Annotated in this window: 17 protein-coding genes and 1 tRNA gene; 13 read left to right on the top strand and 5 right to left on the bottom strand. The window is 57.5% G+C overall.

What is annotated here, in order from left to right:
• Positions 1–19: 19 nt before the first annotated feature.
• A complete protein-coding gene (locus tag ACYU7Z_RS03025) occupies positions 20–1,552 on the top strand; it encodes a magnesium chelatase (RefSeq protein WP_460567233.1) in 1,533 nt (510 codons plus the stop codon).
• Between the two features lie 54 nt (positions 1,553–1,606).
• Here ACYU7Z_RS03025 and murB read toward each other — a convergent pair whose 3' ends face one another.
• A complete protein-coding gene (murB, locus tag ACYU7Z_RS03020) occupies positions 1,607–2,632 on the bottom strand; it encodes a UDP-N-acetylmuramate dehydrogenase (protein ID WP_460567231.1) in 1,026 nt (341 codons plus the stop codon).
• Positions 2,633–2,656: 24 nt separating this feature from the next.
• On the opposite strand from murB, the gene ACYU7Z_RS03015 reads away from it, so the two are divergent.
• The 4 genes from ACYU7Z_RS03015 to ACYU7Z_RS03000 all read left to right on the top strand — a co-directional run bounded on the left by ACYU7Z_RS03015 (position 2,657) and on the right by ACYU7Z_RS03000 (position 10,551).
• On the top strand, positions 2,657–3,328 hold the full coding sequence (locus tag ACYU7Z_RS03015; RefSeq protein ID WP_460567229.1) for a Rossmann-fold NAD(P)-binding domain-containing protein: 672 nt from the start codon (positions 2,657–2,659) through the stop codon (positions 3,326–3,328).
• 82 nt (positions 3,329–3,410) lie between these two features.
• Positions 3,411–6,689 (top strand): tetratricopeptide repeat protein, encoded by a 3,279-nt coding sequence (locus tag ACYU7Z_RS03010; protein ID WP_460567227.1) that lies wholly within the window; start codon positions 3,411–3,413, stop codon positions 6,687–6,689.
• Positions 6,686–8,584 carry a transglutaminase domain-containing protein gene (locus ACYU7Z_RS03005; RefSeq protein WP_460567225.1) on the top strand — a complete coding sequence of 633 codons (1,899 nt, stop codon included), beginning with the start codon at positions 6,686–6,688 and terminating at the stop codon, positions 8,582–8,584. The genes ACYU7Z_RS03010 and ACYU7Z_RS03005 overlap by 4 nt, the downstream gene beginning before the upstream one ends.
• A gap of 5 nt (positions 8,585–8,589) precedes the next feature.
• Complete coding sequence (locus ACYU7Z_RS03000; protein ID WP_460567223.1) at positions 8,590–10,551, top strand: DUF3857 domain-containing protein; 1,962 nt, start codon at positions 8,590–8,592, stop codon at positions 10,549–10,551.
• Between the two features lie 53 nt (positions 10,552–10,604).
• Here ACYU7Z_RS03000 and priA read toward each other — a convergent pair whose 3' ends face one another.
• From priA to ACYU7Z_RS02985, 3 genes are all read right to left on the bottom strand, one after another.
• Positions 10,605–13,055: a replication restart helicase PriA gene (priA, locus tag ACYU7Z_RS02995; protein ID WP_460567221.1), complete on the bottom strand. Its 2,451-nt coding sequence runs from the start codon at positions 13,053–13,055 to the stop codon at positions 10,605–10,607.
• A 106-nt stretch (positions 13,056–13,161) separates the two neighbouring features.
• Entirely contained in the window at positions 13,162–13,896 is a 735-nt protein-coding gene (locus ACYU7Z_RS02990; RefSeq protein WP_460567219.1) for a lysophospholipid acyltransferase family protein, read from the bottom strand.
• A 34-nt stretch (positions 13,897–13,930) separates the two neighbouring features.
• Entirely contained in the window at positions 13,931–14,326 is a 396-nt protein-coding gene (locus ACYU7Z_RS02985; RefSeq protein WP_460567217.1) for a DUF4258 domain-containing protein, read from the bottom strand.
• Between the two features lie 148 nt (positions 14,327–14,474).
• Here ACYU7Z_RS02985 and mtaB point away from each other — a divergent pair, with 148 nt between their 5' ends.
• The 6 genes from mtaB (at position 14,475) to ACYU7Z_RS02955 (ending at position 19,925) form a co-directional block, all read left to right on the top strand.
• Entirely contained in the window at positions 14,475–15,749 is a 1,275-nt protein-coding gene (gene mtaB / locus ACYU7Z_RS02980) for a MiaB/RimO family radical SAM methylthiotransferase (RefSeq protein WP_460567215.1), read from the top strand.
• 75 nt (positions 15,750–15,824) lie between these two features.
• Positions 15,825–16,115 (top strand): hypothetical protein, encoded by a 291-nt coding sequence (locus ACYU7Z_RS02975; protein ID WP_460567213.1) that lies wholly within the window; start codon positions 15,825–15,827, stop codon positions 16,113–16,115.
• 204 nt (positions 16,116–16,319) lie between these two features.
• Positions 16,320–16,394 (top strand) — tRNA-Val (locus tag ACYU7Z_RS02970).
• A gap of 603 nt (positions 16,395–16,997) precedes the next feature.
• Positions 16,998–17,270, top strand: a complete 273-nt coding sequence (locus tag ACYU7Z_RS02965; RefSeq protein ID WP_460567211.1) for a GIY-YIG nuclease family protein — start codon at positions 16,998–17,000, stop codon at positions 17,268–17,270.
• A 236-nt stretch (positions 17,271–17,506) separates the two neighbouring features.
• Complete coding sequence (ligD, locus tag ACYU7Z_RS02960) at positions 17,507–19,555, top strand: DNA ligase-like domain-containing protein (RefSeq protein WP_460567209.1); 2,049 nt, start codon at positions 17,507–17,509, stop codon at positions 19,553–19,555.
• Positions 19,556–19,631: 76 nt separating this feature from the next.
• The gene (locus ACYU7Z_RS02955; RefSeq protein ID WP_460567207.1) at positions 19,632–19,925 is read left to right on the top strand and encodes an ATP-dependent Clp protease adaptor ClpS; all 294 of its coding nucleotides are present in this window, start codon (positions 19,632–19,634) and stop codon (positions 19,923–19,925) included.
• A 271-nt stretch (positions 19,926–20,196) separates the two neighbouring features.
• Here ACYU7Z_RS02955 and ACYU7Z_RS02950 read toward each other — a convergent pair whose 3' ends face one another.
• Complete coding sequence (locus tag ACYU7Z_RS02950) at positions 20,197–20,928, bottom strand: esterase family protein (RefSeq protein ID WP_460567205.1); 732 nt, start codon at positions 20,926–20,928, stop codon at positions 20,197–20,199.
• Positions 20,929–21,057: 129 nt separating this feature from the next.
• On the opposite strand from ACYU7Z_RS02950, the gene ACYU7Z_RS02945 reads away from it, so the two are divergent.
• Both ACYU7Z_RS02945 and ACYU7Z_RS02940 read left to right on the top strand, forming a co-directional pair.
• Positions 21,058–23,298, top strand: coding sequence for a PAS domain-containing sensor histidine kinase (locus tag ACYU7Z_RS02945; protein WP_460567203.1), 2,241 nt, complete (start codon positions 21,058–21,060; stop codon positions 23,296–23,298).
• Between the two features lies 1 nt (position 23,299).
• Positions 23,300–23,959 (top strand): response regulator transcription factor, encoded by a 660-nt coding sequence (locus ACYU7Z_RS02940; RefSeq protein WP_460567201.1) that lies wholly within the window; start codon positions 23,300–23,302, stop codon positions 23,957–23,959.
• Positions 23,960–24,013: the final 54 nt, after the last annotated feature.

Genomic DNA, 24,013 nt, shown 5'->3' with positions numbered 1-24,013 from the left:
AATTTTGGAGTAACGAAGAATGGATATCAAGCACATCAACACGATCCGGGAACTGAAAGAAAGTGGCTATACGCCGAAAAGCATCAAAGACGAGATCCGGCAGAACCTGATACGAAAGCTGCAGCAAAAGGAAGAAACCTTCAGTGGCATTGTGGGCTACGAGGAAACAGTGATTCCCGACGTGGAGCGCGCCCTGCTCAGCAAGCACAATATTTTGTTCCTTGGGCTTCGCGGCCAGGCCAAAACCCGCATGGCGCGGCAGATGACCGAGCTGCTCGACGAATGGATCCCGGTGATCGCGGGCTCCGACATCAACGACGATCCGCTGCAGCCCATCTCCCGACATTCGCGTGAGCTGATCGCGGAGAAAGGCGAAGACACGCCCATCGAGTGGATCCACCGCTCGCAACGCTACGGCGAAAAGCTGGCCACACCCGATGTAAGCGTAGCCGACCTGATCGGCGACGTCGATCCGATTAAGGCGGCGAACCTTCGTCTCTCCTTTGCCGACGAGCGCGTGATTCACTACGGCATCATCCCCAAAAGCAACCGCGGCATCTTCGTGATCAACGAGCTGCCCGACCTGCAGGCGCGGATCCAGGTAGCGCTGTTCAACATCCTCGAAGAAGGCGACGTGCAGATCCGCGGCTTCAAGCTGCGCCTGCCCCTCGACATCCTCTTCGTGTTTACCGCCAACCCCGAAGACTATACCAACCGCGGCTCCATCGTGACGCCGCTCAAGGATCGTATCCAAAGCCAGATCCTCACGCACTACCCGAAAAACCTGGAAGACGCCCTTGCCATCACCGAGCAGGAAGCCGACATCGAGCCGCAGCAGAAAGAGCTGGTGCGCGTTGCCGACCTGGTGAAGCGGCTGATCGAGCAGGTTGCCTTCGAGGCACGCGCCTCGGAGTTTGTGGACAAGAAAAGCGGGGTCAGTGCGCGCCTTACCATCTCGGCCTTTGAGAACGCCGTAAGCGCCGCCGAGCGCCGCGCGCTGGTGAACCGCGAAAGCAGCACGCAGGTCTGGATCTCCGACCTTGTAGGGATCATCCCCTCCATCACCGGCAAGATCGAGCTTGTGTACGAAGGCGAGCAGGAAGGCCCCTACCAGGTGGCGATGAACCTGCTCAACAAAGCCATCCGCACGCAATTCATTCAGTACTTCCCGAACCCCGAAACGCTGAAGAAGCGGGCCCCGAAAAAAGGCGCCGCGCCGGAAGCCGTCGATAACCCCTACCGCTCCATCATCAACTGGTTCGACAAGGGCAACCATGTAAACCTGCTCTTCGCCCTGAGCGATCGCGACAAGATCAACCAGCTCTATGCTGTGGACGGCCTGCACGCGCTGGTAAAAAAGCAATTCGCGGGTGCCAACGAAACGGAAGCCGCGCTCCTGATGGAGTTTGTGCTCCACGGCCTGGCAGCCTTCTCGCTCATCAGCAAAAAGATCCTCGAAACGTCGGTCGAATTCAAGGACCTGATGGGCAGCATGTTCAACATGCCGTCGTCGGACTTTGATGACGAGGAGGAAGAAGAAGATTTCAATTGACACCTGAATACAAAAGGAGCCACGCGGCTCCTTTTTTTATGCGGTATTCGGTGCTCAAATTATATTGACCTCGCGCTCCAGCGTGACGCCGAATTTGTCCTGTACCGAGCCGATGATCTTTTCACTGAGCGCATAGATCTCGCTGCCCCGGGCATTGCCGTAATTGACCAGCACCAGCGCCTGCTTCGGGTAGCAGCCGGCGTCGCCGTCGCGGTAGCCCTTCCAGCCACACTGCTCGATGAGCCAGCCCGCGGCGAGCTTCATACCCGGCTCCTGCGGGTAGGCCGGGATCGAAGGATACTCCTCCTTCAGCGCTGCATACTTCGCGAGCGACACCTGCGGGTTCTTGAAGAAAGAACCGGCGTTCCCGATCTCGTGCCAGTCGGGCAGTTTCGATGTGCGGATATTGATGACGGCTTGCGAAATGGCGCCGATGCTCAGCTCGGTAACGCCCATGGCTTCGAGCTCCTGGCGGATGGCGCCATACTCGGTATGAAACACGGGCTGCCTGCGCAGCCGGTATGTTACCGAGGTGATGATGTATTGTCCCTTGTACCTGTTTTTGAAAACGCTCTCGCGGTAGCCGAAGGCACAGTCGGCATGGCTAAAGATGCGGCGCTCGCGGCTTTCGATATGCAGGGCCTCGAGCTCGTGAAATACGTCTTTGATCTCGACCCCGTAGGCCCCGATGTTCTGCATCGGCGACGCACCGACCGAGCCCGGGATAAGCGACAGGTTTTCGACACCGGCAAAGCCCTTTGCGAGGCAGTGCAACACGAACGTGTGCCAGTTGACACCCGCGCCGGCGCGCACGTATACAAATTCGTCATCTTCGCGGATGGTTTCGATGCCGCCGATCTCGTTTTTGAGTACCAGCCCGTCGACGTCGCTGGTGAGCAGGATATTGCTGCCGCCGCCGAGCACCAGCAGGCGGCCCGCCTCCGCGGGGAGCGGCCCGGCCAGCACCCCTTCCAGCGCCTCGATGGAATCGACCGCAAAATAGTAGCGGGCACGGGCTTCGATGCCGAAGGTGTTGCAGCCCCGAAGCGGATAATTTTCCCGAATTTGCATAGGTTCCATGGAAGCAAGGATACAACAAAAATCATGACACGTACCGCGACCCTCATCGGTGCTACCGGCCTTATCGGCGGGCACCTGCTGCGCCTGCTCGAGGCCGATGGCTACTTCAGCAACATACGCCTGCTTGTGCGCCGTCCCTTCGGTCCAACAGGCCCGCGTACGGGGGTGAAGCTGCTGAATTTTGCCGACGCCGAATCCTTCCGCCTCGGGCTCGAGGGAAGCGACACGGTGTTTTGCGCCACCGGCACCACCCTGCAAAAGGTAAAGAAGGACATGGACGCCTACCGACGCGTGGACTTCGAGCTTCCCGCTGCCGCCGCGCGCTGGAGCGCTGCCGCCGGGGCGAAGCACTTCTCGCTTGTATCGGCCATCGGTGCAGATCCGCAAAGCCGCAACTTTTATCTCCGGCTGAAAGGCGAAGCCGAAGAAGCGGCCCGCGCTTCCGGCGTGCCATCGGTTTCCGTGTTCCGCCCTTCGCTGCTGCTGGGCAAGCGCGGCGAGCGCCGCCCCGGTGAGCGCATCGCCCAGGCCACACTCCCCTTACTGAGCCCCCTCCTGCTGGGCGGCCTCCGCAAATACCGCCCGATCGCTGCCGAAGACGTCGCCCGCGCCATGCTCGCCGATGCCAAGGCACCGCAGGCGGGTTTTTCGGCCTTCGATTACGACGGCATGCAACGCCTCCTCCGACCCATGTGACAGGGCGTTAGGTAATTACGGGTGAGTATGCCGTATTTAGTAAGGATTTTTGTAATTTGTTCCCCAATTTACCCACTACTGCATGAGAAAGACTCTTCTGGCGCTGTCGGCCCTTTTGGCCGGCGCCGCCGCCCAGGCGCAACTTCCCGCGCTGATCAACTCCGGCCTTGTATTGCAGCAAGGCAGCCAACTGCACGAAGAAGGAAAGTACAAGGACGCCATCAGGTTGTACCGGACGATCCCCCGCAACGACACCAACTACCTGCGGACGCTTTATGAGCTCGCTATGAGCTATGAGCAGGACAGCAGCTTCCAGCAAGGCCTGGATGCCATCCGCGAAGCCGAGGAACTCGGTACCGGCGCAATGGAAGCCCAGTTCATGCTGATGAAGGCCAGCCTCGCCGACGACATGTCGCAGTCCGACCGGGCCCTCCGCCTCTACGACAGCGTGCTCGCCAAGTACCCCAACTCCGACGAGGCGATGCTGAACCGCGCCATCACGCTCATCCGCCTCAATCGCCACCCGGAAGCAGCGACACAACTCAAGACGCTCCTGATCGGCAATCCCTATTATTCCAGCGCCCATATGAAGCTGGCAACCTGCGCGCTCAAGGAAGGCCGCATTGTGCCGGCCATGATGGCCCTGTTTACCTACCTCGTCATCAACCCGGAGGGGCGCCACCACCAGGCGGCCATCAGCCTTCTCGACCAGATCGCCAACAACCGCGAGGAGCTCCAGAAGATGATCCAGGACCGCAAGGAGGAAGAGGTCTTTGCCCGCGAGGAGCGCGTACTGCTGTCGAAAATGGCGTTTGAGTCGAGCTACAAGCTGCAGACGAAACTGGACGACAAGATCGTGCGGCAGCTGCAGGCGCTCTTCGACATCGTGAAATACGACGAGTCGAGCGACGACTTCTACATGCAATTTTATGTACCCTTCCTGCGTGCGCTGGCCGACAACAAGCACTTTGAGCCGATCGTGAACCACGCGTTTTCTTCGGTGCAGGTGGACCTGATCCAGAAGTACATGAAGCACAATACGCGCGAGGTGAAGAACGCGATCGCCGAGGCGGTCAATTACTTCAACGGAATCCGCAGCACGCGTGAGCTCCAGGCGAGCCGCCGCGCCGCCGCCCCCGCGCAGTACATCACGGCCAACAACAGCCTCGCGGCGCGCGGCCGTGTGAACGACAAGCAGGACCCGACCGGCACCTGGGAATATTTCTATGCGCGCGGCAACGTCAAGGCCATCGGCAACTACGATGAAAAAGGCGAGCGCCACGGCTATTGGAAGTATTTCTACGGGAATGGCGTTGTGAGCGGCACCGACAATTGGATCCACGGCGTTCAAACCGGCGCCGACACGGTTTACTTTATGGACGGATCCCTTTCGTCGACCGCCACGTACAGCAGCACGGGCAAGCTGGACGGCGCCAAGACGCAGTACTTCAGCAATGGCCGCCGCAAGTCGGTCACCAGCTACAAAGACGGCAAGGAAGACGGTCCGTTCCAGGTCTTTTACGCTTCGGGCCGCACCCGCGTGGAAGGCAGCATGAAAGATGACAAGCAAACGGGCACCTTCAAGCGCTACTTAAAAAACGGCAAGCTCGAGATCGAGTGCCACTACGAAAACGGCGAGCTCGAAGGACTTTACAAATCATACCACGACAACGGCCAGCTTGCCTACGAAGCCAGCTACAAGGCCGGTAAGATCGAGGGCATCGCCAAAAATTACCACGCCAATGGCAAGCTCAAAGACCAGCGCAGCTTCGTGGACGGCCTTATGGAGGGCGACCTCAAAGAATACGACGCTGCGGGAGTTCTGCGCAGCAACTCTCCCTTTGTAAAAGGCAAGCTCCAGGGTACGGCGCACTTCTACGATTGGGATGGAAAGGAAAGCTCCACCTCCGTGTACGATAAAGGCGTGATGAACGAAGTGCGCTACCTCGACAAGCGCGGCCAGGAGATCGCGGCCTTCAAGCGCAAGGGACGCAGCTTCCCCTTCACGGCCTACACACCCGATGGCAGCAAGAACGCCGACCAGACCTACAACGACAAAGGTGAGCGCGACGGCCTGCTGACGCTTTTCTATCCCGACGGAAAAGTGCACCAGACGATTCCGTACAAGAACGGCAGCATCGAGGGTACGGTGACGAGCTTCTACCCCGATGGAACGAAGGAGTTCGAGATCGCCTACAAGGACGGTGACAAAGACGGCCTCGACAAGACCTGGCACCCGAATGGCAAGCTTCAGCAAGTCGGCTACTACAAGGAAGGAGACCAGGACGGCGATTGGTCGACCTTCAACCTTGATGGCACTCCCGACGAACACTATACCTACCGCGACAACGACCTGACCGGCTACTCGGAAAGCTACCTCGCCAACGGCCGCCTCGACAACGAAACGGTATACGACGGTGGCTGGCTCCGCGCCATCAACCAGTACGATTCCACCGGCAAGCGCATCTTCCACACCGAGCTCAATAACAAGAGCAGCCGCTATACAAGCATCTACCCCAATGGGCAGAAGCGCTACGACGGCCAGTACGAGTACGGCGACTACCAGGGCAAGATGACTCACTACTATTTCAACGGAAAGGTGCAGCGCGAAAAAACATACGACCGCGGCCTCCTACAGGGACCCTACATCGAATACTTCTTCAACGGGAAGACACAGCTGACGGGCCAGTACGAGCTCGGCGACCGCGTGGGACCCTGGAAGCATTACAGTGAGGACGGCCACCTGAATGAGGAAGAGAACTACGTAAACGGCGAGCTGGACGGAAAGGATAAGATCTACTTCGCCAACGGGAAACCGAAGTGGGTGTTTGAATACCGCAGCGGCGAAAAGCACGGCATCTGCGAGCGCTACGCGCCCGACGGCTCCCTCATCATGGCCCTTCAGTTTGTGGAAGGCGAGCTCAAAGCCTATTCCTACATGGGCAAGGACGGCAAGCTCGTTCCCTTTATCCCCCTCCCCGACGGAACCGGCCACCTGGTAGCCTATTATGCCAACGGAACCAAATCGGCTGAAATGGATTACCTCGACAGCCGCTTCAACGGCGACTACATCCTGTACCACGACAACGGGAAGGTTTATTACAAGAGCAAGGAAGTCTACGGCCAGACCAATGGCGTGGCTTACGAATACTACCGCGATGGCAAGGTATACTCGGAGTACAAATACGATCACGACCAGCTGACCGGCGCTTACAAGCTGTATCACGAAAATGGCAAGGTGAAGGAAGAAGGCGAGTACGTCAATGGAGTGGCGAACGGCTGGGAGTCGCAATACGATGCCAGCGGCAAGCGCATCAGCTACCTGTTTTATTACTATGGACTTTTAATGGACGCCAAATGATGCGCAGCATACTGACTACAACCCTCTTCGTGGTACTCTCCGGCGGTTTCGCGGCGGCGCAGGACTGGAAACAACAGTTTCCCGATGCGCAGGCCGTGTATACCCAGGTGGGCTGCGAGGTGCAGATCAAGAATAACGGCGGCAAGCTGACCGCGAGCACGACCTACACGGAAGACATGAACTTCGCCACGGCGCAGGCCGCGCGGATGATGGGTCGCGGCAGCATCTACCACGGGTCGTTCAGCGAGCTCAAGAGCTGGGATGCCTACACCCAATCGGCCGACCGGAAAAAAATGAAGGTGGCCAACGTGAGCACCGAGAGCAGCCGCTCAGACTACGTGTTTTACGACGATGCCAAGACTACCTCCTTCGACTTCGCCGGCCTCAGCGACGGGGTGTCGCGTCACATCGAGTACACGCTGACGCACTCCGACCTGCACCTCCTGAGCCCCTTTTACCTGGATCGCTACTTCCCGGTGCTGAACGGCACCCTGAAAGTTGAATTCCCCTCCAACGTGCAGGTAAAGTACCTCGTGCGCGGCATCAATGCCGACAAGGTGCAGTTTGCCGAAACCCGCAAGCGCGACAAGGTGACCTACACCTTTACGGTGAACGGCAACAAGGGCGCTGCGTACTACGGCGATGCTCCGGACAACAGCTGGTATGCCACGCACATCATATTCTACATCGAGAAGTACGAAGCGAACGGCCAATGGACCAACTGGCTTTCGGATGTGAATGACCTGTATAAATACAATTACAATTTCATCCGCGAGGTCAATAGCGACCCGGGTATTGAGCTGAAGCAGATCACGGAAGGCCTCGTAAAGGACGTGACGACAGAGCGCGAGAAAGCCCGCCGCATCTACCAGTGGGTACAGGCACACATCAAGTACGTTGCCTTCGAAGACGGGATGGGCGGCTTTGTGCCGCGCCCCGCCCAGCTGGTGTGCAGCCGCCGCTTCGGTGATTGCAAAGACATGGCCAGCATCCTCACATCGATGCTGCGTATCGCCGGGCTCAAGGCCTACTACACCTGGATCGGTACCCGGCACCTGCCCTACCGCTACTCCGAAGTGCCGCTCCCGATCGTCGACAACCACATGATCTGCACCGTGCAGATCGACGATAAGTACATTTTCCTCGACGGCACCGACTCGGATTGCATCTTCGGATTTCCCTCCTCCCACATCCAGGACAAGCAGGCACTGGTGAGCATCAGTGAAAACGAATACAAGCTCCTCACCGTGGAAACAGTGCCGCCGGAGAAAAACCGCTGCGTCGACAGCACGTTCCTGGAGCTGGGTCCCGAAGGCCTGACCGGCAAGCTGCGTGTGCACCTCACCGGCTACCTGTCGGACAACATGTACGGCCTGCTGAACTACAAGAATGAAAAGGAGCGCGAGGAATATTTCCGCTCGCGCTTCAACCGGGGCAACAATAAGATCCGGTTCAGCAACTGGAAGATGACCGTTTCGGAAGACCGCAACGACAGCTGGGTCACTGCCGATTTCGTGCTCCCCGATTACGCCCGCAAGGTGGGCGATGAGTGGATCGTGAACCTGAACCTGATGCGGCCCTACGAGCATGAGGAGATCGACTTCCCGAAGCGCAACTCGCCGATCTCGTACAATTTCCTGGCGAGCAACGAGTACAGCACCGTGCTGAAAGTTCCCGCCGGCTATAAGGTCAGCTACCTCCCCGAAGGCGAACAGTTCCGCAACGACGTCTGGGGCTTTGAGCTCAAATACGGCCAGACGAAAGAAAGTCTTTCGCTGACGCAACGCTTCGAGAATCACTTCATGATGCTCCAGCCCGACCAGTTCGAGCGCTGGAACAAAGTACTCGAGCATCTCTTCCCGCATTTCAAACAAACTGTTGTACTGAGCAAATAACGCACATGAAAAAAATCCAACTGCTCTCCTGCCTGCTGCTGGCAGCCAGCTTCAGCCAGGCCCAGACCCCGACCTACAAGAAATACGAATGGACCGCGCGCCCGGCCCTGCATACAGTGAGCGGTACCAATGCTGACGAGGCCGCTGTTTTCCTGAACGATGACCGCCTTATCGAGTACAGCATCGAGAAGGATGGACTCTACATTTACAAAACCGTGCACCGCCTCGTTCACGTCAATACCGACAAGGGCATCGAGTCGTTCAACAAGGTATACCTGCCCTTCGACGAGGGCATCCAGATGATCGATGTGAAAGCCCGGACGATCCTGCCCAACGGCCGCATCATCACCCTCGATGAGAAGAACATCAAGGACATCAAGGAAGACGACCGCAGCTATAAGATCTTCGCGCTTGATGGCCTGGCCAAAGGCTGCGAAGTGGAATACTACTACACGCTCAAGAAATACCCGTCGTTCTTCGGCCGGGAGTTCCTGGGTTACCACATCCCGGTAGCTGCGAGCCACTTTGAGCTCGTGGTGCCTTCAGGCCTCAAATTCGACACGCGCAGCTACAACGGCCTTCCCGATGTAAAGGACACTGTTATCGGCGAAAAGCGCTACCTCACGCTCGATGCTTCCAACCTGAAGCCGATGCCCGATGAGCGCTACTCCATGACCGATGCCCACCAGCAGCGTGTCGAGTTCAAATTGAGCTACAACCTCAATAAGAACAAAGACGAGCGCCTCTTCTCCTGGGACGAGCTCGCCCGCAAAGGCAACGAGATCTACAGCACGGCTTCCGACAAGGAAGTTCGCAAGATCCGCGACCTGGTGCAGGATGCAGGTGTGACAGCCAGCCAGAGCGTGCAGGAAAAGGTGGTAAAGCTCGAGAGCTTCCTGAAGAAGAACTTCAACATCAGCGAAAATATCGACAGCGACGATGCCGACGACCTCCTGAAGGTGATCAAAGGGAAGAACGCCAGCGAAAAGGCGATCTGCAAGATCTTCTGTATTGCGCTCGCCGAGGCCGGCGTTGAATACGAGATCGTGCTTACGGGCAACCGCAGCAACTATGTGCTCGACAAGAAGTTCGAGAACTGGAACAATGCCCGCTACCTCCTGTTGTATTTCCCCGCGCTGAAAAAATATGTCGCGCCCTCCGAGACCGATTACCGCTTTCCCTTCGTACCGCCCACCTGGGCCGGAGCAGCAGGCCTCTTCATTGTTCGCACGAAGCTGGGCAACATGGTTTCCGCGTACGCCGAAATGCGCAACGTGGCCCTCGAAGACGTGCAGCGCTCCTACTCCAACATCGACGTGCAGGCCGAACTCGATCGCAACATGGACTCGCTGCAGATCGACATCCGCCAAACCTACGGCGGCTATATGGCGTCCAATTACCGTACGCCCTTCGTCTACTTCCCGGCCGACGAGCACTACAAGGTGGTGAAGCAACTCGTGAGCTCCGCGAGCCAGTCGGAGCAGATCAAAAGCTGGGAGGTGAAGAACAAGGAGTTCGACCAGGCAGATCCGTATACGCCGTTCATTCTCCAGGCGAAGGTGAACTCCTCCGAGCTGGTGGAGCGCGCCGGTAGCAAGATCATCATCAAGGTGGGTATGCTGATTGGTGAGCAGGCCGAGCTTTACGAGGAAAAAGAGCGTGTAACAGACGTCGAGCTGGCCTACCCGCACTCCTTCCGTCGCGTGATCGACCTGAAAATCCCCGCTGGATACACGATTCAGAACCTGAAAGACCTTGCCCTCAGCCAGTCGCATACGGAAGGCGGCAAGGTGCAGTTCGATTTCGTGAGCACCTATAAGCTCGAAAACGGTGTGTTGCACATCGAGGTCAACGAGCGGTACCTCGGGTACTTCTACCCGAAGAACATCTTCGATGTCTTCAAGAAGGTCATCAACGCAGCGGCCGACTTCAACAAGGTGGTGCTGGTGCTGGAGAAGCAGAAATAATCGATTGAAAGCAAATTCAAAGGCCCGGTTTCAGCCGGGCCTTTTTGTGCCGGTCACAGCGCGTCTACATCGGGAATGATCTGCACTTTCCTGAATCGGTTCTCGAAATGCAGGGCGGCGATCGTGCGCTGGATATCGTCCTTGCAGCGGGCGATGGTGGCGCTGTCGCGCGGCAGCTTCAGCATCAGCTCCATGAGGTACTGCTTGCGTACGCGGTTCACGGTTGGCTCGGCGGGACCAACGAGGTATTGTCCGTAAGCAGCGCTCATCTTCTGAGCAAAAACCTGGGCGGCCTCGGTCACCACCACGCGATCCTTATGCCGGAAATGCAGCATGATAATGCGCGAGAATGGCGGGTAGAAAAACTGCTTGCGCTTGTCGATCTCTTCCTCGTACATGCCCACGTAATCGTGGCGCAGCACATGCTGCAGCAGCGGGTGATTGGGTGTCGATGTCTGGATCAGCACATCGCCAACACCGTCGCGGCGACCGGCACGGCCGCTCACCTGCTCCATCAGCTGGAAGGCACGCTCGTGCACCCGGAAGTCGGCGAAGTGAAGGAGTCCATCGGCATCAATAACGCCCACGAGCTCCACGTTGTCGAAGTCGAGGCCTTTCACCACCATTTGCGTTCCTACGAGCACATCGATCTTCTTCTGCTCAAACTGCTGGATCAGGACATCGTGCGCATTCTTATTACGAATGGCATCGAAGTCCATACGCGCAATGCGGGCATCGGGAAGCTGCTCTTCCAGCACTTCCTCCACCCGCTCGGTACCGAAGCTTTTCTGCACCAGCTTGTCCGACCCGCAGGCCATACACCTGTGCATCGGCGGGTAAACCTGGCCGCAGTAGTGGCATTTGAGCTTGTTGGCAAACTTGTGGTACGTGAGCGAAACATCGCAGTTCTTACACTGAGCGATCCAGCCGCAGATGGTGCAAACCTGGTAGGGCGCGTAGCCCCGGCGATTCTGAAACAGGATGATCTGCTTGCCCCGCGCAATGGTGGCTTTCATGTCCTCGAGCAGGTGCATCGAGAACATGACCTTCTCGCCCGGCTTCTTCGGAACGGCCCGAAGGTCAACCAGCTGGATCGTCGGGAGCTTCACATCGCCGTAGCGTTCCCGTAGTTCTACAAGTCCGAATTTGCCGGCCTTGGCGTTGTGGTAGGTCTCCAGCGAGGGCGTGGCGCTGCCGAGGAGTACCTTGGCGCCGGTGATCCCCGATAAGTAGATGGCCGCATCGCGGCCGTGGTAGCGCGGTGCCGGATCCTGCTGCTTATAGGAAGGATCGTGCTCTTCGTCGCAGATGATGAGGCCCAGGTCCTGGTAGGGCAGAAACAGCGAGGAGCGCGCGCCGAGCACCACTTTCATCTCGCCGCTTTTCACCTTGTTCCAGATCTCCACGCGCTCATTATGCGTAAAGCGCGAGTGGTAAATGCCGATATGGCCGCCAAAGTATTTCTGGAGGCGTCGGATGATCTGCGCCGTGAGCGCAATCTCCGGAAGCATATACAGCACCTGACGGCCCTGGCGAATGAATTGCTCGATAAGCCGGATATACAGGAGCGTTTTCCCGCTCGAGGTAACGCCGTGAAGCAGGCACACCGGCTTTTCGGCCAGCGAAGCCTCGAGGCTTTCGTAGGCGGTTTGCTGAGCCGGTGTCAGCTCGAAATCGATATGTACGTCTTTGGGCAGGTAAAGAAGACGGTCCACGTTGCGGCGCTCGGTGCGGAGGATGTTCTTTTCGACGAGCCCCTTCAGCTGCGCTTCGGAGGCGCCCGACTTTTTCAGCAGTGCGCTCTTGGTCACCTCACCTTCGGTTTTCTCGAGATGCAGATACGCAAGCAGGAGCTCCATTTGCTTCGGCGCGCGGCCCCAGTTGTTGAGCAGGTCGGCGAGCTTGTCCTCGTTGCTGTATTCGGGCTGCAGCAGTACGAAGGTTTCCTTGCGCGGCGCATAGGTTTGCTTCAGCGACTCCCAAACGTAGCAAAGCTTTTTGCCGATCAATCTGTTTACGACCGGGTACACATGGCTGGTATCGAGAATCTGCTGCACCTCGTTGAGCCGGAGCTCGTGCTTCATCAGGAGCGCTTCGGCAACCATGTATTCCTCCGAATCGAGGCTGGAGAAATCGTCTCCATACTCGTCGTTGAATACGAGCACGGTTTCGCTCGACAGCTTGAAGTGCGCGGGCAGCGCGGCGGCCATCACCTCTCCTTCCGTGCAGCAATAATAAGAAGCGATCCACTCCCAGAAACGTAGCTGCCAGGGATGCACCACGGGCTCGGGATCAAGCAGGTTCAGGATCTCCTTCGTTTCAAAGCCGGCCGGCTTCTCGGGCTTGAGTGTTTTGACGACACCGGCGTATTTCTTGTTCTTCCCGAGGTTCACCTCCACGCGGCAGCCCACGCGCACCGCTTCACGCATCCGCTCCGGGACCTCCCAGGTGTAGTTCCTCGGCAGCGCGAGCGGTATAACGATCTCGGCAAACAATGGAGTCATTTGCGGGCGGTAAAAATGAGTGGATGTGGCATCCCGTGTACACGGGATCGGTAATTCAAGGCAGCTTGTGTCATCAGGCTTCAAAAGTAACAAGGGGCGGGCAATATCAGGCGGGCCGTATCCACGGCGCTTTCCAGGCAATGAGACCGTCCTGCATGCGCTTGTGCACCACCTCTCTCAGTGCGGGTACCTCGCTCAGGGCATATCCCTCAACGGGGACGGGCTCGAGGAAAACCGTGCGGCTGCGGCCGGGATTAAGTGAAAAAACGCTGCGCGGGTGCATCCGTCTCCAGGTATCGAGCATAAGCACCGGCTGGATCGGTGTGCCCGTTTCGATAGCGAGCCGGAAGGCGCCGTCGTAAAAGTTTTTCAGGGGCTTGCCCGTTTCATTGAATGTGCCTTCCGGGAACACCAGCACGGAGATGCCCTGCCGGATGTAGGTTTTCAGCAGGCGCACACTGCGGGCGCGGTTCTCCTGGCTGCTGCGATCAACGGTAACGATGGCGTTGCGGTAGATATACCCGAAGATGGGCACCTTCGACGTTTCGACTTTTCCGAGCGCGCGGAGCGGGTGGCGAAAGGTTTTCACGATGACGGGGATGTCGAAATACGATACGTGGTTCGACACATAAATAAAGGCAGCCTTGTGATCGAAATCTGCCGCGTCGATATTGCGGTGCGGGATGAAGGCGAGCAAAAACCAGATATCGCCCCAGAGCATGCAGGCCCTGTAAAGCAGGTTGCCGCCGCGCACGCGCCCGAGCGGCATCACGATGAGCGCCCACAGGAAGACCGGTATCATGAGGGCCACGAAAAGCAGCACAGCGTACAACCAATACAAAAGTTGAAAGGGTTTCCAGAGGTGGCGCATGCGGTTAGTTTTTCCGGTCGTCGCCCGGGCAATGGCAGGCAAACTCGCGGCGAAGGTTGTAACAGGTGATGATGCGGGTTTCGTCCGTGCACTGGGCCAGGATGACGCGGATCGACTCGCCCCCATCCGTTTCGCCCTGGACGGCAAGTGTGGGACAGGGCCGGCCGCGCGTATCGCTCTTCGCCAGGTTGAGCACGCCGTGATCGACGATGTCGCGGATGTCTTCTTCCGAAATATGGCGGCAGGCCATCCGGCAGCGGGCATGCCGGGTGAAATAGAAGTGCGCCGGGTGCCGGTTGAGGGCTTCGCGGGCTGCTGGCTCCTGCCAGCGCTTTAGCAGGAAATAACCGAAAACCAGCAGGAGCAGGAAAAGGACGGCAATTAGGTTGCGGGGCTTCACGCCGGGAAGGTAAGTTGCAAAGTCGGAAGTTGAAAAGTCGGAAGTACATTCCCGGGACCGGGCTTTTTACATTTTCTTACCATTTTCGAGGCTACTTCCGACCTCCGGACTTCCGACTTGCCGACTTCCCTTTGTACCTTTGCCCGCTATGTCCACACAGCGCACCGTTGCCTTTCATACGCTGGGCTGCAAGCTCAATTTTTCGGAAACCTCCACCCTCTCCCGCCAGCTCGAAGCCGAAGGCTTTGTGAAGCGCGAGTTCGAGGAAGCGGCCGACGTGTATGTTATCAATACCTGCTCGGTGACCGACAATGCTGATAAGGAGTGCCGCCAGCTCGTGCGCCGCATCCAGCGCCGCGCGCCCGAAAGCCTCGTGGTGATCACCGGCTGCTATGCGCAGCTGAAGCCCAAGGAAATTTCCGAGATTCCCGGTGTTGACCTCGTGCTCGGCGCCGCCGAAAAGTTCAACCTGGCCCGCCACCTCCACGACCTGTCGAAGGGCGATTCCACGCGCATTTCTTCCTGCGATATCGAAGCCGTCAGCGGCTTCAATGCATCCTGGTCGGTCAACGACCGCACCCGCACGTTTTTGAAGGTGCAGGACGGTTGTGACTATACCTGCTCCTTCTGCACCATCCCGATGGCCCGCGGCAAAAGCCGCAGCGACAGTATCGGCAATGTGCTGGGCCATGCCCGGAAGCTGGCCGAGGGCGGCGTGAAGGAGATCGTGCTGACGGGTGTTAACCTTGGCGATTTTGGCAAAGGTCCTGATGGTGCAAAGCTGCAGGAAGAAAGCTTCTATGATCTCATCCAAGCACTCGACGAGATCGACGGCATCGAGCGTTACCGCATCTCCTCCATCGAGCCCAACCTCCTGACACCGGAGATCATCGAGTTCGTAGCGGGAAGCCGTCGCTTCATGCCGCACTTTCATATTCCGCTGCAAAGCGGTTCCAACGAGATCCTCGGCCGTATGCGCCGGCGCTATCGCCGCGAGCTGTACGCCGAGCGCGTGGCGCTTATCAAGGAAGTGATGCCCCACTGCGCCATCGGCGTCGACGTCATCGTAGGCTTCCCTACGGAAAGCGATGCGCACTTCCGGGAGACCTTCGACTTCCTCCACAGCCTCGACGTATCGTACCTGCACGTGTTCACGTATTCGGAGCGCGCCGACACCAAGGCCCTTGAGCTGGAGCCCGTGGTGCCGATAAACGTGCGCCACGAGCGTAATAAAACGCTCCGCAACCTGAGCTACCTGAAGCTGCAGCATTTCACGGAGCAGCACCGCGGTCAATCGCGCCCCGTACTTTTCGAGGGCCACGAAAAAGCGGGTATGATGGAAGGGTATACGGATAACTATATTCGCATCCAGACCCCCCACCGCGCCGAGTGGGCCAACCAGGTGGTGGATTGGACCGTATAGATCAGGGAGTGAATGGGATGATGTGGTAATGGAACGAGCGTGAAAAGAGACTGATAAATGTTTTTGACAACCTACATGAAGAAATACCAGGCCATAATACAATTTGAGTGGAACGACGAAGCTGCGGCGATCATCCAGGAGCACCGTGCCTATATCAATGAGCTCATCGACGAGCAGGTGATCGAGCACTACGTAGTGAGCATGGAAACGCAGCAGGCCTGGGTTACGCTCAATGCCGAATCGAAGGAGGAAGCACAGGAAGTACTTGACCATTCGCCCTTCAGCAAATTCTGGACGATGGAACTGAAGGAGCTTTTTCTATGGGATGGGATCGGCTATCGCCTTCCGGCCGTGCAACTGAACTGACCTTCAGATCGTTGTCGGAAAAAAAATCTTTCGCCACTGTTGATTTTTTTTTGGCAGAAAAACAAAGGCTCCTATATTTGCACTCCCAACGCGAAACAAACGGTTGGAAAAGTTCTTACAACATCGGGAGTTTAGCTCAGCTGGTTCAGAGCATTCCGCTTCGCGGAAGGGACCAGCGGTTCGAAAACCGATACAAAAATTATTGGGAGTTTAGCTCAGCTGGTTCAGAGCATCTGCCTTACAAGCAGAGGGTCGGCGGTTCGAACCCGTCAACTCCCACACTTCAAAAGCCCCGCAATCGCTGGGCTTTTTCGTTTTTACTTTTTCCTCCTGGGGTTACGATATTCAGGAATGCCGGCTTCACCGAAATCATTTAGGCGAAATACCAGGACCGAACTCTCACTGGTTCAGAGCATCCCGCTGCAGGCGGGAGGGTCGGCGGTTCGAACCCGTCAACTCCCACACTTCAGAAGCCCCGCAATCGCGGGGCTTTTACGTTTTTACTTTTTTGCTCTTGGCGTCCGATATTCAGAGTGCCGGCTTCACCAACATCATTTAGACGAAATCCCACGACCGGACTCTCACTGGTTCAGAGCATCCCGCTGCAGGCGGGAGGGTCGGCGGTTCGAACCCGTCAACTCCCACATTTCAGAAGCCCCGCAATCGCGGGGCTTTTTCGTTTTTATTTTTTTGCTCTAGGGGTCCGATATTCAGGAGTGCCTGCTTCACCAACATCACTTACTCTAAACTCCACGACCAGACTCTCACTGGTTCAGAGCATTCCGCCGCAGGCGGGAGGGGCGGCAGTTCGAACCCGCCGATTCCCACACTTCGGAGCCCCGTAGTCGCGGGGCATTTTCGTTTTATTTTCATACCTCAATCTTGAAATTAGGTATGCCCTGCTGCACCTATATCCTCTACTCTGCTTCGCGCGACCGTTATTACATTGGTGCCACCTGTGATGCAATGCAGGAGCGGATCCGGAGGCATAATTCAAATCATAAAGGCTTTACAGGCGCATCAGCAGACTGGGAAATTGTGTACCAGGAAGAACAACCGGACGGAAAAGCTGCTTTTGCCCGCGAGCGTGAGCTGAAATCCTGGAAAAGCCGAAAGCGGCTGGAGCAGCTTATCGCGTCCCGCCAACAACTTTAGCCGATTCGGAGCATCCCGCCGCAGGCGGGAGGGTCGGCGGTTCGAACCCGTCAACTCCCACCACTTCAGAAGCCCCGCAATCGCGGGGCTTTTTCGTTTTACGTTCATTCCGAATCTCGATAGTCAGGAATGCCCTGCTTGTTCCGAAGCAGCTTAGCCACTTGGTTCACAACCAATAACTTCATACAGTTTTCCCCGAAAAACAGCAGCGGAGCAGTTCTTGCATTGTACTCCGCATGAAGCGAGCAACCCTGAAGCCGGTGAAGCTGACCGCAAAAGCCAAAAGCCTCCTGAAAAAAGCAGAGCGGACACCGATGCCCCGCAACCTGGCGCCGATGCTGGCAACGCTGGTCAACGAGCCGCCCAAAGAAAGCGGCTGGCAGTTCGAGATGAAATGGGATGGTTACCGCACGCTCGCCTTCCTTGACGGAACATCCGTAGAACTACAATCGCGCAACGGCAAGTCCTTCAACGAAAAATTTTACCCGCTCACTCAATCGCTGGAGCAGTGGTCGCTGCCCGCCGTGCTCGACGGGGAGCTGGTCGTGCTTAACGAGCAAGGCCTCCCCGACTTCTCCGGATTGCAGTCCTGGCGCAGCGAGGCCGACGGTGCGCTGCTCTACTACCTCTTCGACCTCCTCTGGCTCGACGGCTATTCCCTGATGGGTCTGCCGCTTCGCGACCGACAGGAGCTGCTGCGCGCGCTTATTCCACCCGACCATCCCTTTCTCCGCGCCAGCAACGTCATCGAAGGCAATGGCAAGCAGGCATTTGAGCAAGCCCGCAGCCTGCACCTCGAGGGAGTCATGGCCAAGGACCCCGACAGTATTTATACACCCGGTCTCCGCAGCCCGGAATGGCTCAAGGTAAAGACCGCCCACAGCCAGGAGCTCGTGATAGGAGGCTATACGATCAACGAGGGCAGCAGCAAGCCCTTCAGCGCGCTCCTGCTTGGCCTGTACGAGGACGGCAAGCTGCAATACGTTACCCCGGTAGGCACCGGGTTCAGCCGCAAGCAGCAGCTCGACCTCCTGGCGACGTTCAAATCCATCGAAACAAAAACCTGCCCCTTTGCCACGGTGCCCGAATACAATAAACCCTCGCGCTTCCGGCCCGACCCGCCGCCGGCTACCGTCGTTTGGCTGAAGCCGAAGTTCGTGGCCGAAGTGGAGCACCGCGGGCGCACGTCGAACGGCGCCCTGCGCCAGCCCTCGTTCAAAGGACTGCGCCCCGACAAGGCTCCGAAGGAATTGCGCTGGGAAAAAGCCGCCGAAACAAAGGGACTCGAAAAGCATGCCCTCGTGCAGAATAAAGTACTGGCGGCCCCTGCAAAGCGCGGGCGCAAGACGCTGCTCAATCCAAGCGAGGAAACACAGACAAGGACGATCGGCGGCAACGAGCTGCGTTTTACCAATCTCAGTAAAGTGTATTGGCCAAAGGAAGGCTATACGAAGCGCGATCTTATCAACTATTACTACCAGATGGCCCCGCTGATGCTTCCCTACCTGAAGGAGCGGCCGCAGATCCTGAACCGGCACCCGAATGGCATCGACGGGCCTTCGTTTTACCAGAAAGATGTCAAAGGAAAAGCACCGGCATTCATCGAAACCTTTCCGTACTACAGCTATATGGACCGGCGCGACAAGGAGTTTCTCGTCGTGACCGACGAAGCAAGCCTCCTGTACATCGCATCGCTGGGCTGCATCGAGATCAATCCCTGGCACAGCCGTCGCGACCGGCCCGACCGCCCCGACTGGTGTATCATCGATCTCGATCCCGATGGCAATCCCTTCCGGCAGGTCATCCAGACGGCGCTTGTGACGCGGACATTGCTCGACAGCATCGGCGTAGCCTCCTACCCGAAAACTTCGGGGTCGACCGGTCTGCACATTTACATACCGCTCGGCGGCCGCTATAACTATGAGCAGTCGAAGGAGTTCGGACGCAAGCTGGCACGTGTGATCCAGGCCGATCTGCCGAATTTCACGTCGATCGAGCGGCAAACAGCCGACCGCAAGGGAAAGCTCTACATCGATTTCCTGATGAACCGGCCGCAGGCTTCAGTCGCGGCCCCTTACTCGCTGCGGCCAAAGCCGGGCGCGACCGTTTCGATGCCCCTGCTCTGGGACGAGGTTCGTACAGGTTTGAAAATGAGCCAATTCACGATCCGCAATGCCGCCGACCGCGTGCGCGAAACCGGCGACCTTTTCAAGGGCGTACTCGGCAAAGGCATCTCACTCGAAAAGGCGGAAGCGGCGCTGGCGGCCCTTCGCCCCCGAAAATAGCCTGCGAAACCGGTCTGCCTCAGCCATTCCATTTCGGGCCAAAGATGTTACCTTTGGCGGGATAAAACGTTGTTTTATGCCCGGTACGAAAGACTCTGTCCAGCCGCAGGAAGCGGTCGATACGCTGGTGGCGACGGATGTGCCCTGCCAGCTGATCGTATGGAATGATGAGGTAAACACCTTCGAGTGGGTTATTGAAACCCTCGTGGAGATTTGCGGCCATAGCCAGGAGCAGGCCGAGCAATGCGCTTATATCATTCATTTCCGGGGCAAGTACGCCGTGCAGTCCGGCTCCTTCGATGAGCTCCGACCGAAAGCCGAAGCTATCATTGACCGGGGCATCAATGCTACCGTAGAAGTACCGGTGTAGCGCCACGTTGACTAGTTCTTCGTTCCTGAAATAACCCTAATGTTGTTTGATACAAAAGCCCCGCTGTCAGCGGGGCTTTCTACTTTAATTGTTCAATGTTCAAACTCAATTTTCAATGCTCAGGGAGGCAAGAAATAAAGCGGTACTCCACGGCCCTTGAATATTGAGCATTGAGCGTTGAGGATTAATTATTGTTTGATGTGAGAAACCCGTCGGGACAAATAAATCCGTCCCGGCCTAAGTGCCCCCTTTGGGGGACGGGGGCCGCGGCCTAAAACCGGCTGCCGATGTAATGCGGCAGCACCTTCCGCCATGTATCCCAATCGTGGCGCCATTCTTCGCCCCAGATGTCGAGCTCGTAGCTGATGCCTTTGCTGTACAGGATGCCGGCAAAGCTGCGGGCGGCATTCGGGTCTTCGTAGGGACCACTGCCCGAAAAGAGATGGATATGCGGGCTGCGGCGGATCTGCTCGAGCACCCCGTGATCGTTGAGGTTCGGGAGATAGTGCTGCGGACTGTTGAAATACACATCGTCGTCCCAATACCCTTTTGTGTATTCGGTAAGGTCGTAGACACCACTCATCGCAATAACACCGTTGATGAGGTCGGGGCGCTTCAGGAAGAGGTTCATACTGTGCAGCGCTCCGAACGACGCTCCGCAAACATAAATGGGCGTATCGGGGCTTGTATGCGTCCGGATGAACGGGATCACCTCCTCAAACACATAACTGTTGAACTGCTGGTGCCGGATCGACTTATGCCGCGGATCCATGTGGTTGTTGAGCCAGCTCTCGTTGTTGATGCTGTTGATCGAGAAAACCTTGAGCTTGCCTGCATCGATAAAGGGCTGGAGGCTGTCGATGAGCTGAAAGCGCTCGTATTCGAGAAAATCGGCGGCAGCAGTGGGCACCAGCAGCAGGGCGAAGCCGAAATGGCCATAGGTGGCAATCGGCATTTCCTTCTGGAGGCGCTCGCTGTACCAGGATGTTGTCTGTCTTTCCATAAAATCGTCGGGTGTTGGCGTTCGCACAAGAAACAGAAAAAACGGATCGTGTGCGCAGGCCGTCCTTAATTTTTTAGGATGACCCGCGCCCTTGGCTTAACTTGACCTTCCTGTACCAACCTTTACCGCGTGGAGCCGAACCTTCTGCCTCAGACTTCCCTGCCAGCGGGCGATGGGCGCGCCGATGACATCTTCGATAACGACCGCAAGATGCTGGCGTTGCTGTACCACAACACGCGCGAATATTTCCTCCTTGTCGACCGTGAGCTGAAGGTGCGGATGTATAACCGAACAACCTGGGAGCAGGTGAAGCTTCATATGGGCTTCGAGATCGCCCGCGGCATCCCGGTGCTCCAGTTCAGTGAGCCCGCGCGGCATAAGGAGCTGCTCGAGCTATATGAAGACGTGCTCCGCGGCGAGGCCCGCGAAACGTATGTAGACGTCACCTCGCAGCACGACGGCGTCCTGCACAGCCTCCACAATTTTTTTCTTCCGGCACGCGATGAATCCGGAGAGATCGTGGCCGTGATGATCATCGCCCACGACATCAGCGACCTGAAACGCACCGAGCGCGCCCTCAGCCGCTCGGAAGAGCAGTGGCGCTTTGCCTTGGAAGGCAGCAACCTCGGGCTCTGGGACCGCGATCTGAGCGACAACAAGATCTACTTCTCCCCTTCCTACCACCGCTTGTATGGTTTTCCCGAAGGCAGCCTCCGCACCGATGCGAAGGAGCTCACCGAGCGGATTCACCCGGCCGATGCCGCGATCGTTGACGCCGCACTGAAGCGCCACATCAGCGGCGAGACGTCGATGTACGAAGCTACCTTCCGCATCCGCGACGCGCAGGATCAGTACCGCTGGATCCAGGCGCGCGGCATGATCGTATCGCGCGATGAGTCGGGGCGCCCGCTCCGGATGATCGGCACCCACGCCGATGTAACGGCGGCCATTGAAGCCGAAAAGCGGCTCCAGCTTTCGGAGCAGAAATACCGTTTGCTCTTCGACAGCAATCCCCTGCCCTGCCTCATCGTCGAAGCCGGCAGTCTCGAGGTGCTGCGCTGCAATGCCGAAGCCACGCGCGTCTACAGCAACGGCGGAAGTCCCATCGGCCGCAGCCTGTATGAGCTGTGGCGCGGCGACCAGAGCGGAAGCGAGCTCAAGCGGCGCCTCGACCTGCCGCGCTCCCTCCCGCAGCGGATGACTTGGCACTACCAGGACGACGGGCGCCACGTACACATAGAGGTGTACTCCGAACTGATCCAATACGACGACCGCGAAGCACGCCTGATACTCGTGAAGGATATCACCGAGCAGATCGATGCCGAGATCGCCCTGCACCGGAGCCATGAGCGCTATGTGCTGGCCACGCGCGCCACCTCCGACGCACTCTACGACTGGGACCTGAAGCACAACGAGCTCCACTGGGGCGAAGGACTGCTGACGCTGTTCGGCTACGAGCTCGATGAACTCAATATCGATGGATGGGAAGCTGCGATACACCCCGACGAGCGCCGCAAGGTGACCGCCTCGCTCGATGAGCTCCTGCAAAACCGCGAGCGCGACTTCTGGAAATTTGAATACCGGTTTCGCGGAAAGGACGGGCGCTACCGCAATGTGCTCGACCGCTGCTACGTGCTTCGCAATGCATCGGGTGTTGCCACGCGGATGATCGGCGCCATGCAGGACATTACCGAGCAGAAGGAGCAGGAACGCGCGCTTCTTCAATCCGAGCTCGACCGGCAGAAGCAGATCTCGCAGGCCACCATCGAAACGCAGGAACGCGAGCGGAGCGACATTGGCAAGGAGCTTCACGACAATGTGAACCAGCTCCTCACCACCACCAAGCTCTATCTCGACCTCGCGATGAGCAATACAGCGCTCCGCGAGGAGCTGCTGCAGAAGTCCTCGAAAAATGTCATCACCGTCATCAACGAGATCCGGCAGCTGTCGCGCTCGCTGATGAACCCGAGCCTTGGCGACCTGGGCCTGCTCGAGGCAATCCAGGATCTTGCTGAAAGCGTGCAGCTGACGCGTCGGCTGGAAGTGACCGTGGAAGCGGATCCGGCCGTGGAAACGCTGCTGCTCGAAACACAGAAGCTGGCCATTTTCCGCATCCTGCAGGAGGCCATCAATAACGTGCTCCGTCATGCGAAGGCCGCACAGCTGCGGATACGGCTGTCGGCGGAGAATGGCAATGTCGTACTCCGCGTCCAGGACGATGGCATTGGATTTGAGCCCGTACAGGTGAAAAAGGGAGCTGGCCTGCGCAATATGGAAAATAGGGTATATTTGGCCAATGGTACGCTGCTCGTGGAGAGCACTCCCGGGCGGGGCTGTACCTTGATTGTTCAACTTCCGATGAAAACGTGATATGTCTGAAACCAACGATAAGATTACAATCCTGATCGCCGACGACCATACGCTTGTACGTGAAACCTGGAGCTTTATCCTTAACACCGACCCGCGCTTCCAGGTGGTAGCCGAGAGCGGCAGCGGCGAAGAAGCCGTCGAGATGGCGAAGAACCTGCGCCCCAACATTGTCATTATGGACATCAACCTGCCGGGCATGAACGGTATTGAGGCGACGCAGCTCATCCGCAAATTCTCCCCGGGCTCCAAGGTGCTCGGCGTTTCGCTGCACACACAGCCGACCTACGCCCGCAAGATGATGCAGAAAGGCGCCATGGGCTATGTGACGAAAAACTCGTCGCGCGAGGAAATGTTCAAAGCCATTATGGAGATCAACAACGGCAAAAAGTACATCTGCGACGAAATCAAGAACATCCTTTCCGAGCAGGTGATCTCCGGCGAAGACCAGCAGACGGGCCTCAACTCCCTCTCCCAGCGCGAGATCGAGATCATCTCCTTTATCAAGAAAGGCCACTCGTCGAAAGAGATCGCCGACGCTCTCAACATCTCGGTGAAGACCGTCGAGGTGCACCGGTACAACATCCTCAAGAAACTCAACCTGAAGAACGCTGCCGCCCTGGTGAATTACATCAACAACAGCCAGCTGGACTTCGATAATTAGTGCGTCAATCGTGAATCGTCAATCGTGAATGGATTCACGACAAATAACAAAATG

It is taken from the genome of Flaviaestuariibacter terrae (genome assembly GCF_054777635.1).
Note: the sequence above shows the minus strand (reverse complement) of the source record. Positions and strands in the feature narration are given on the sequence as shown.

Coding starts and splice junctions, on each gene's coding strand:
- ACYU7Z_RS03025 (WP_460567233.1), top strand. CDS start 20: ATGGATATCAAGCACATCAACACGATCCGGGAACTGAAAGAAAGTGGC.
- murB (WP_460567231.1), bottom strand. CDS start 2,632: ATGGAACCTATGCAAATTCGGGAAAATTATCCGCTTCGGGGCTGCAAC.
- ACYU7Z_RS03015 (WP_460567229.1), top strand. CDS start 2,657: ATGACACGTACCGCGACCCTCATCGGTGCTACCGGCCTTATCGGCGGG.
- ACYU7Z_RS03010 (WP_460567227.1), top strand. CDS start 3,411: ATGAGAAAGACTCTTCTGGCGCTGTCGGCCCTTTTGGCCGGCGCCGCC.
- ACYU7Z_RS03005 (WP_460567225.1), top strand. CDS start 6,686: ATGATGCGCAGCATACTGACTACAACCCTCTTCGTGGTACTCTCCGGC.
- ACYU7Z_RS03000 (WP_460567223.1), top strand. CDS start 8,590: ATGAAAAAAATCCAACTGCTCTCCTGCCTGCTGCTGGCAGCCAGCTTC.
- priA (WP_460567221.1), bottom strand. CDS start 13,055: ATGACTCCATTGTTTGCCGAGATCGTTATACCGCTCGCGCTGCCGAGG.
- mtaB (WP_460567215.1), top strand. CDS start 14,475: ATGTCCACACAGCGCACCGTTGCCTTTCATACGCTGGGCTGCAAGCTC.
- ACYU7Z_RS02975 (WP_460567213.1), top strand. CDS start 15,825: ATGAAGAAATACCAGGCCATAATACAATTTGAGTGGAACGACGAAGCT.
- ligD (WP_460567209.1), top strand. CDS start 17,507: ATGAAGCGAGCAACCCTGAAGCCGGTGAAGCTGACCGCAAAAGCCAAA.
- ACYU7Z_RS02955 (WP_460567207.1), top strand. CDS start 19,632: ATGCCCGGTACGAAAGACTCTGTCCAGCCGCAGGAAGCGGTCGATACG.
- ACYU7Z_RS02950 (WP_460567205.1), bottom strand. CDS start 20,928: ATGGAAAGACAGACAACATCCTGGTACAGCGAGCGCCTCCAGAAGGAA.
- ACYU7Z_RS02940 (WP_460567201.1), top strand. CDS start 23,300: ATGTCTGAAACCAACGATAAGATTACAATCCTGATCGCCGACGACCAT.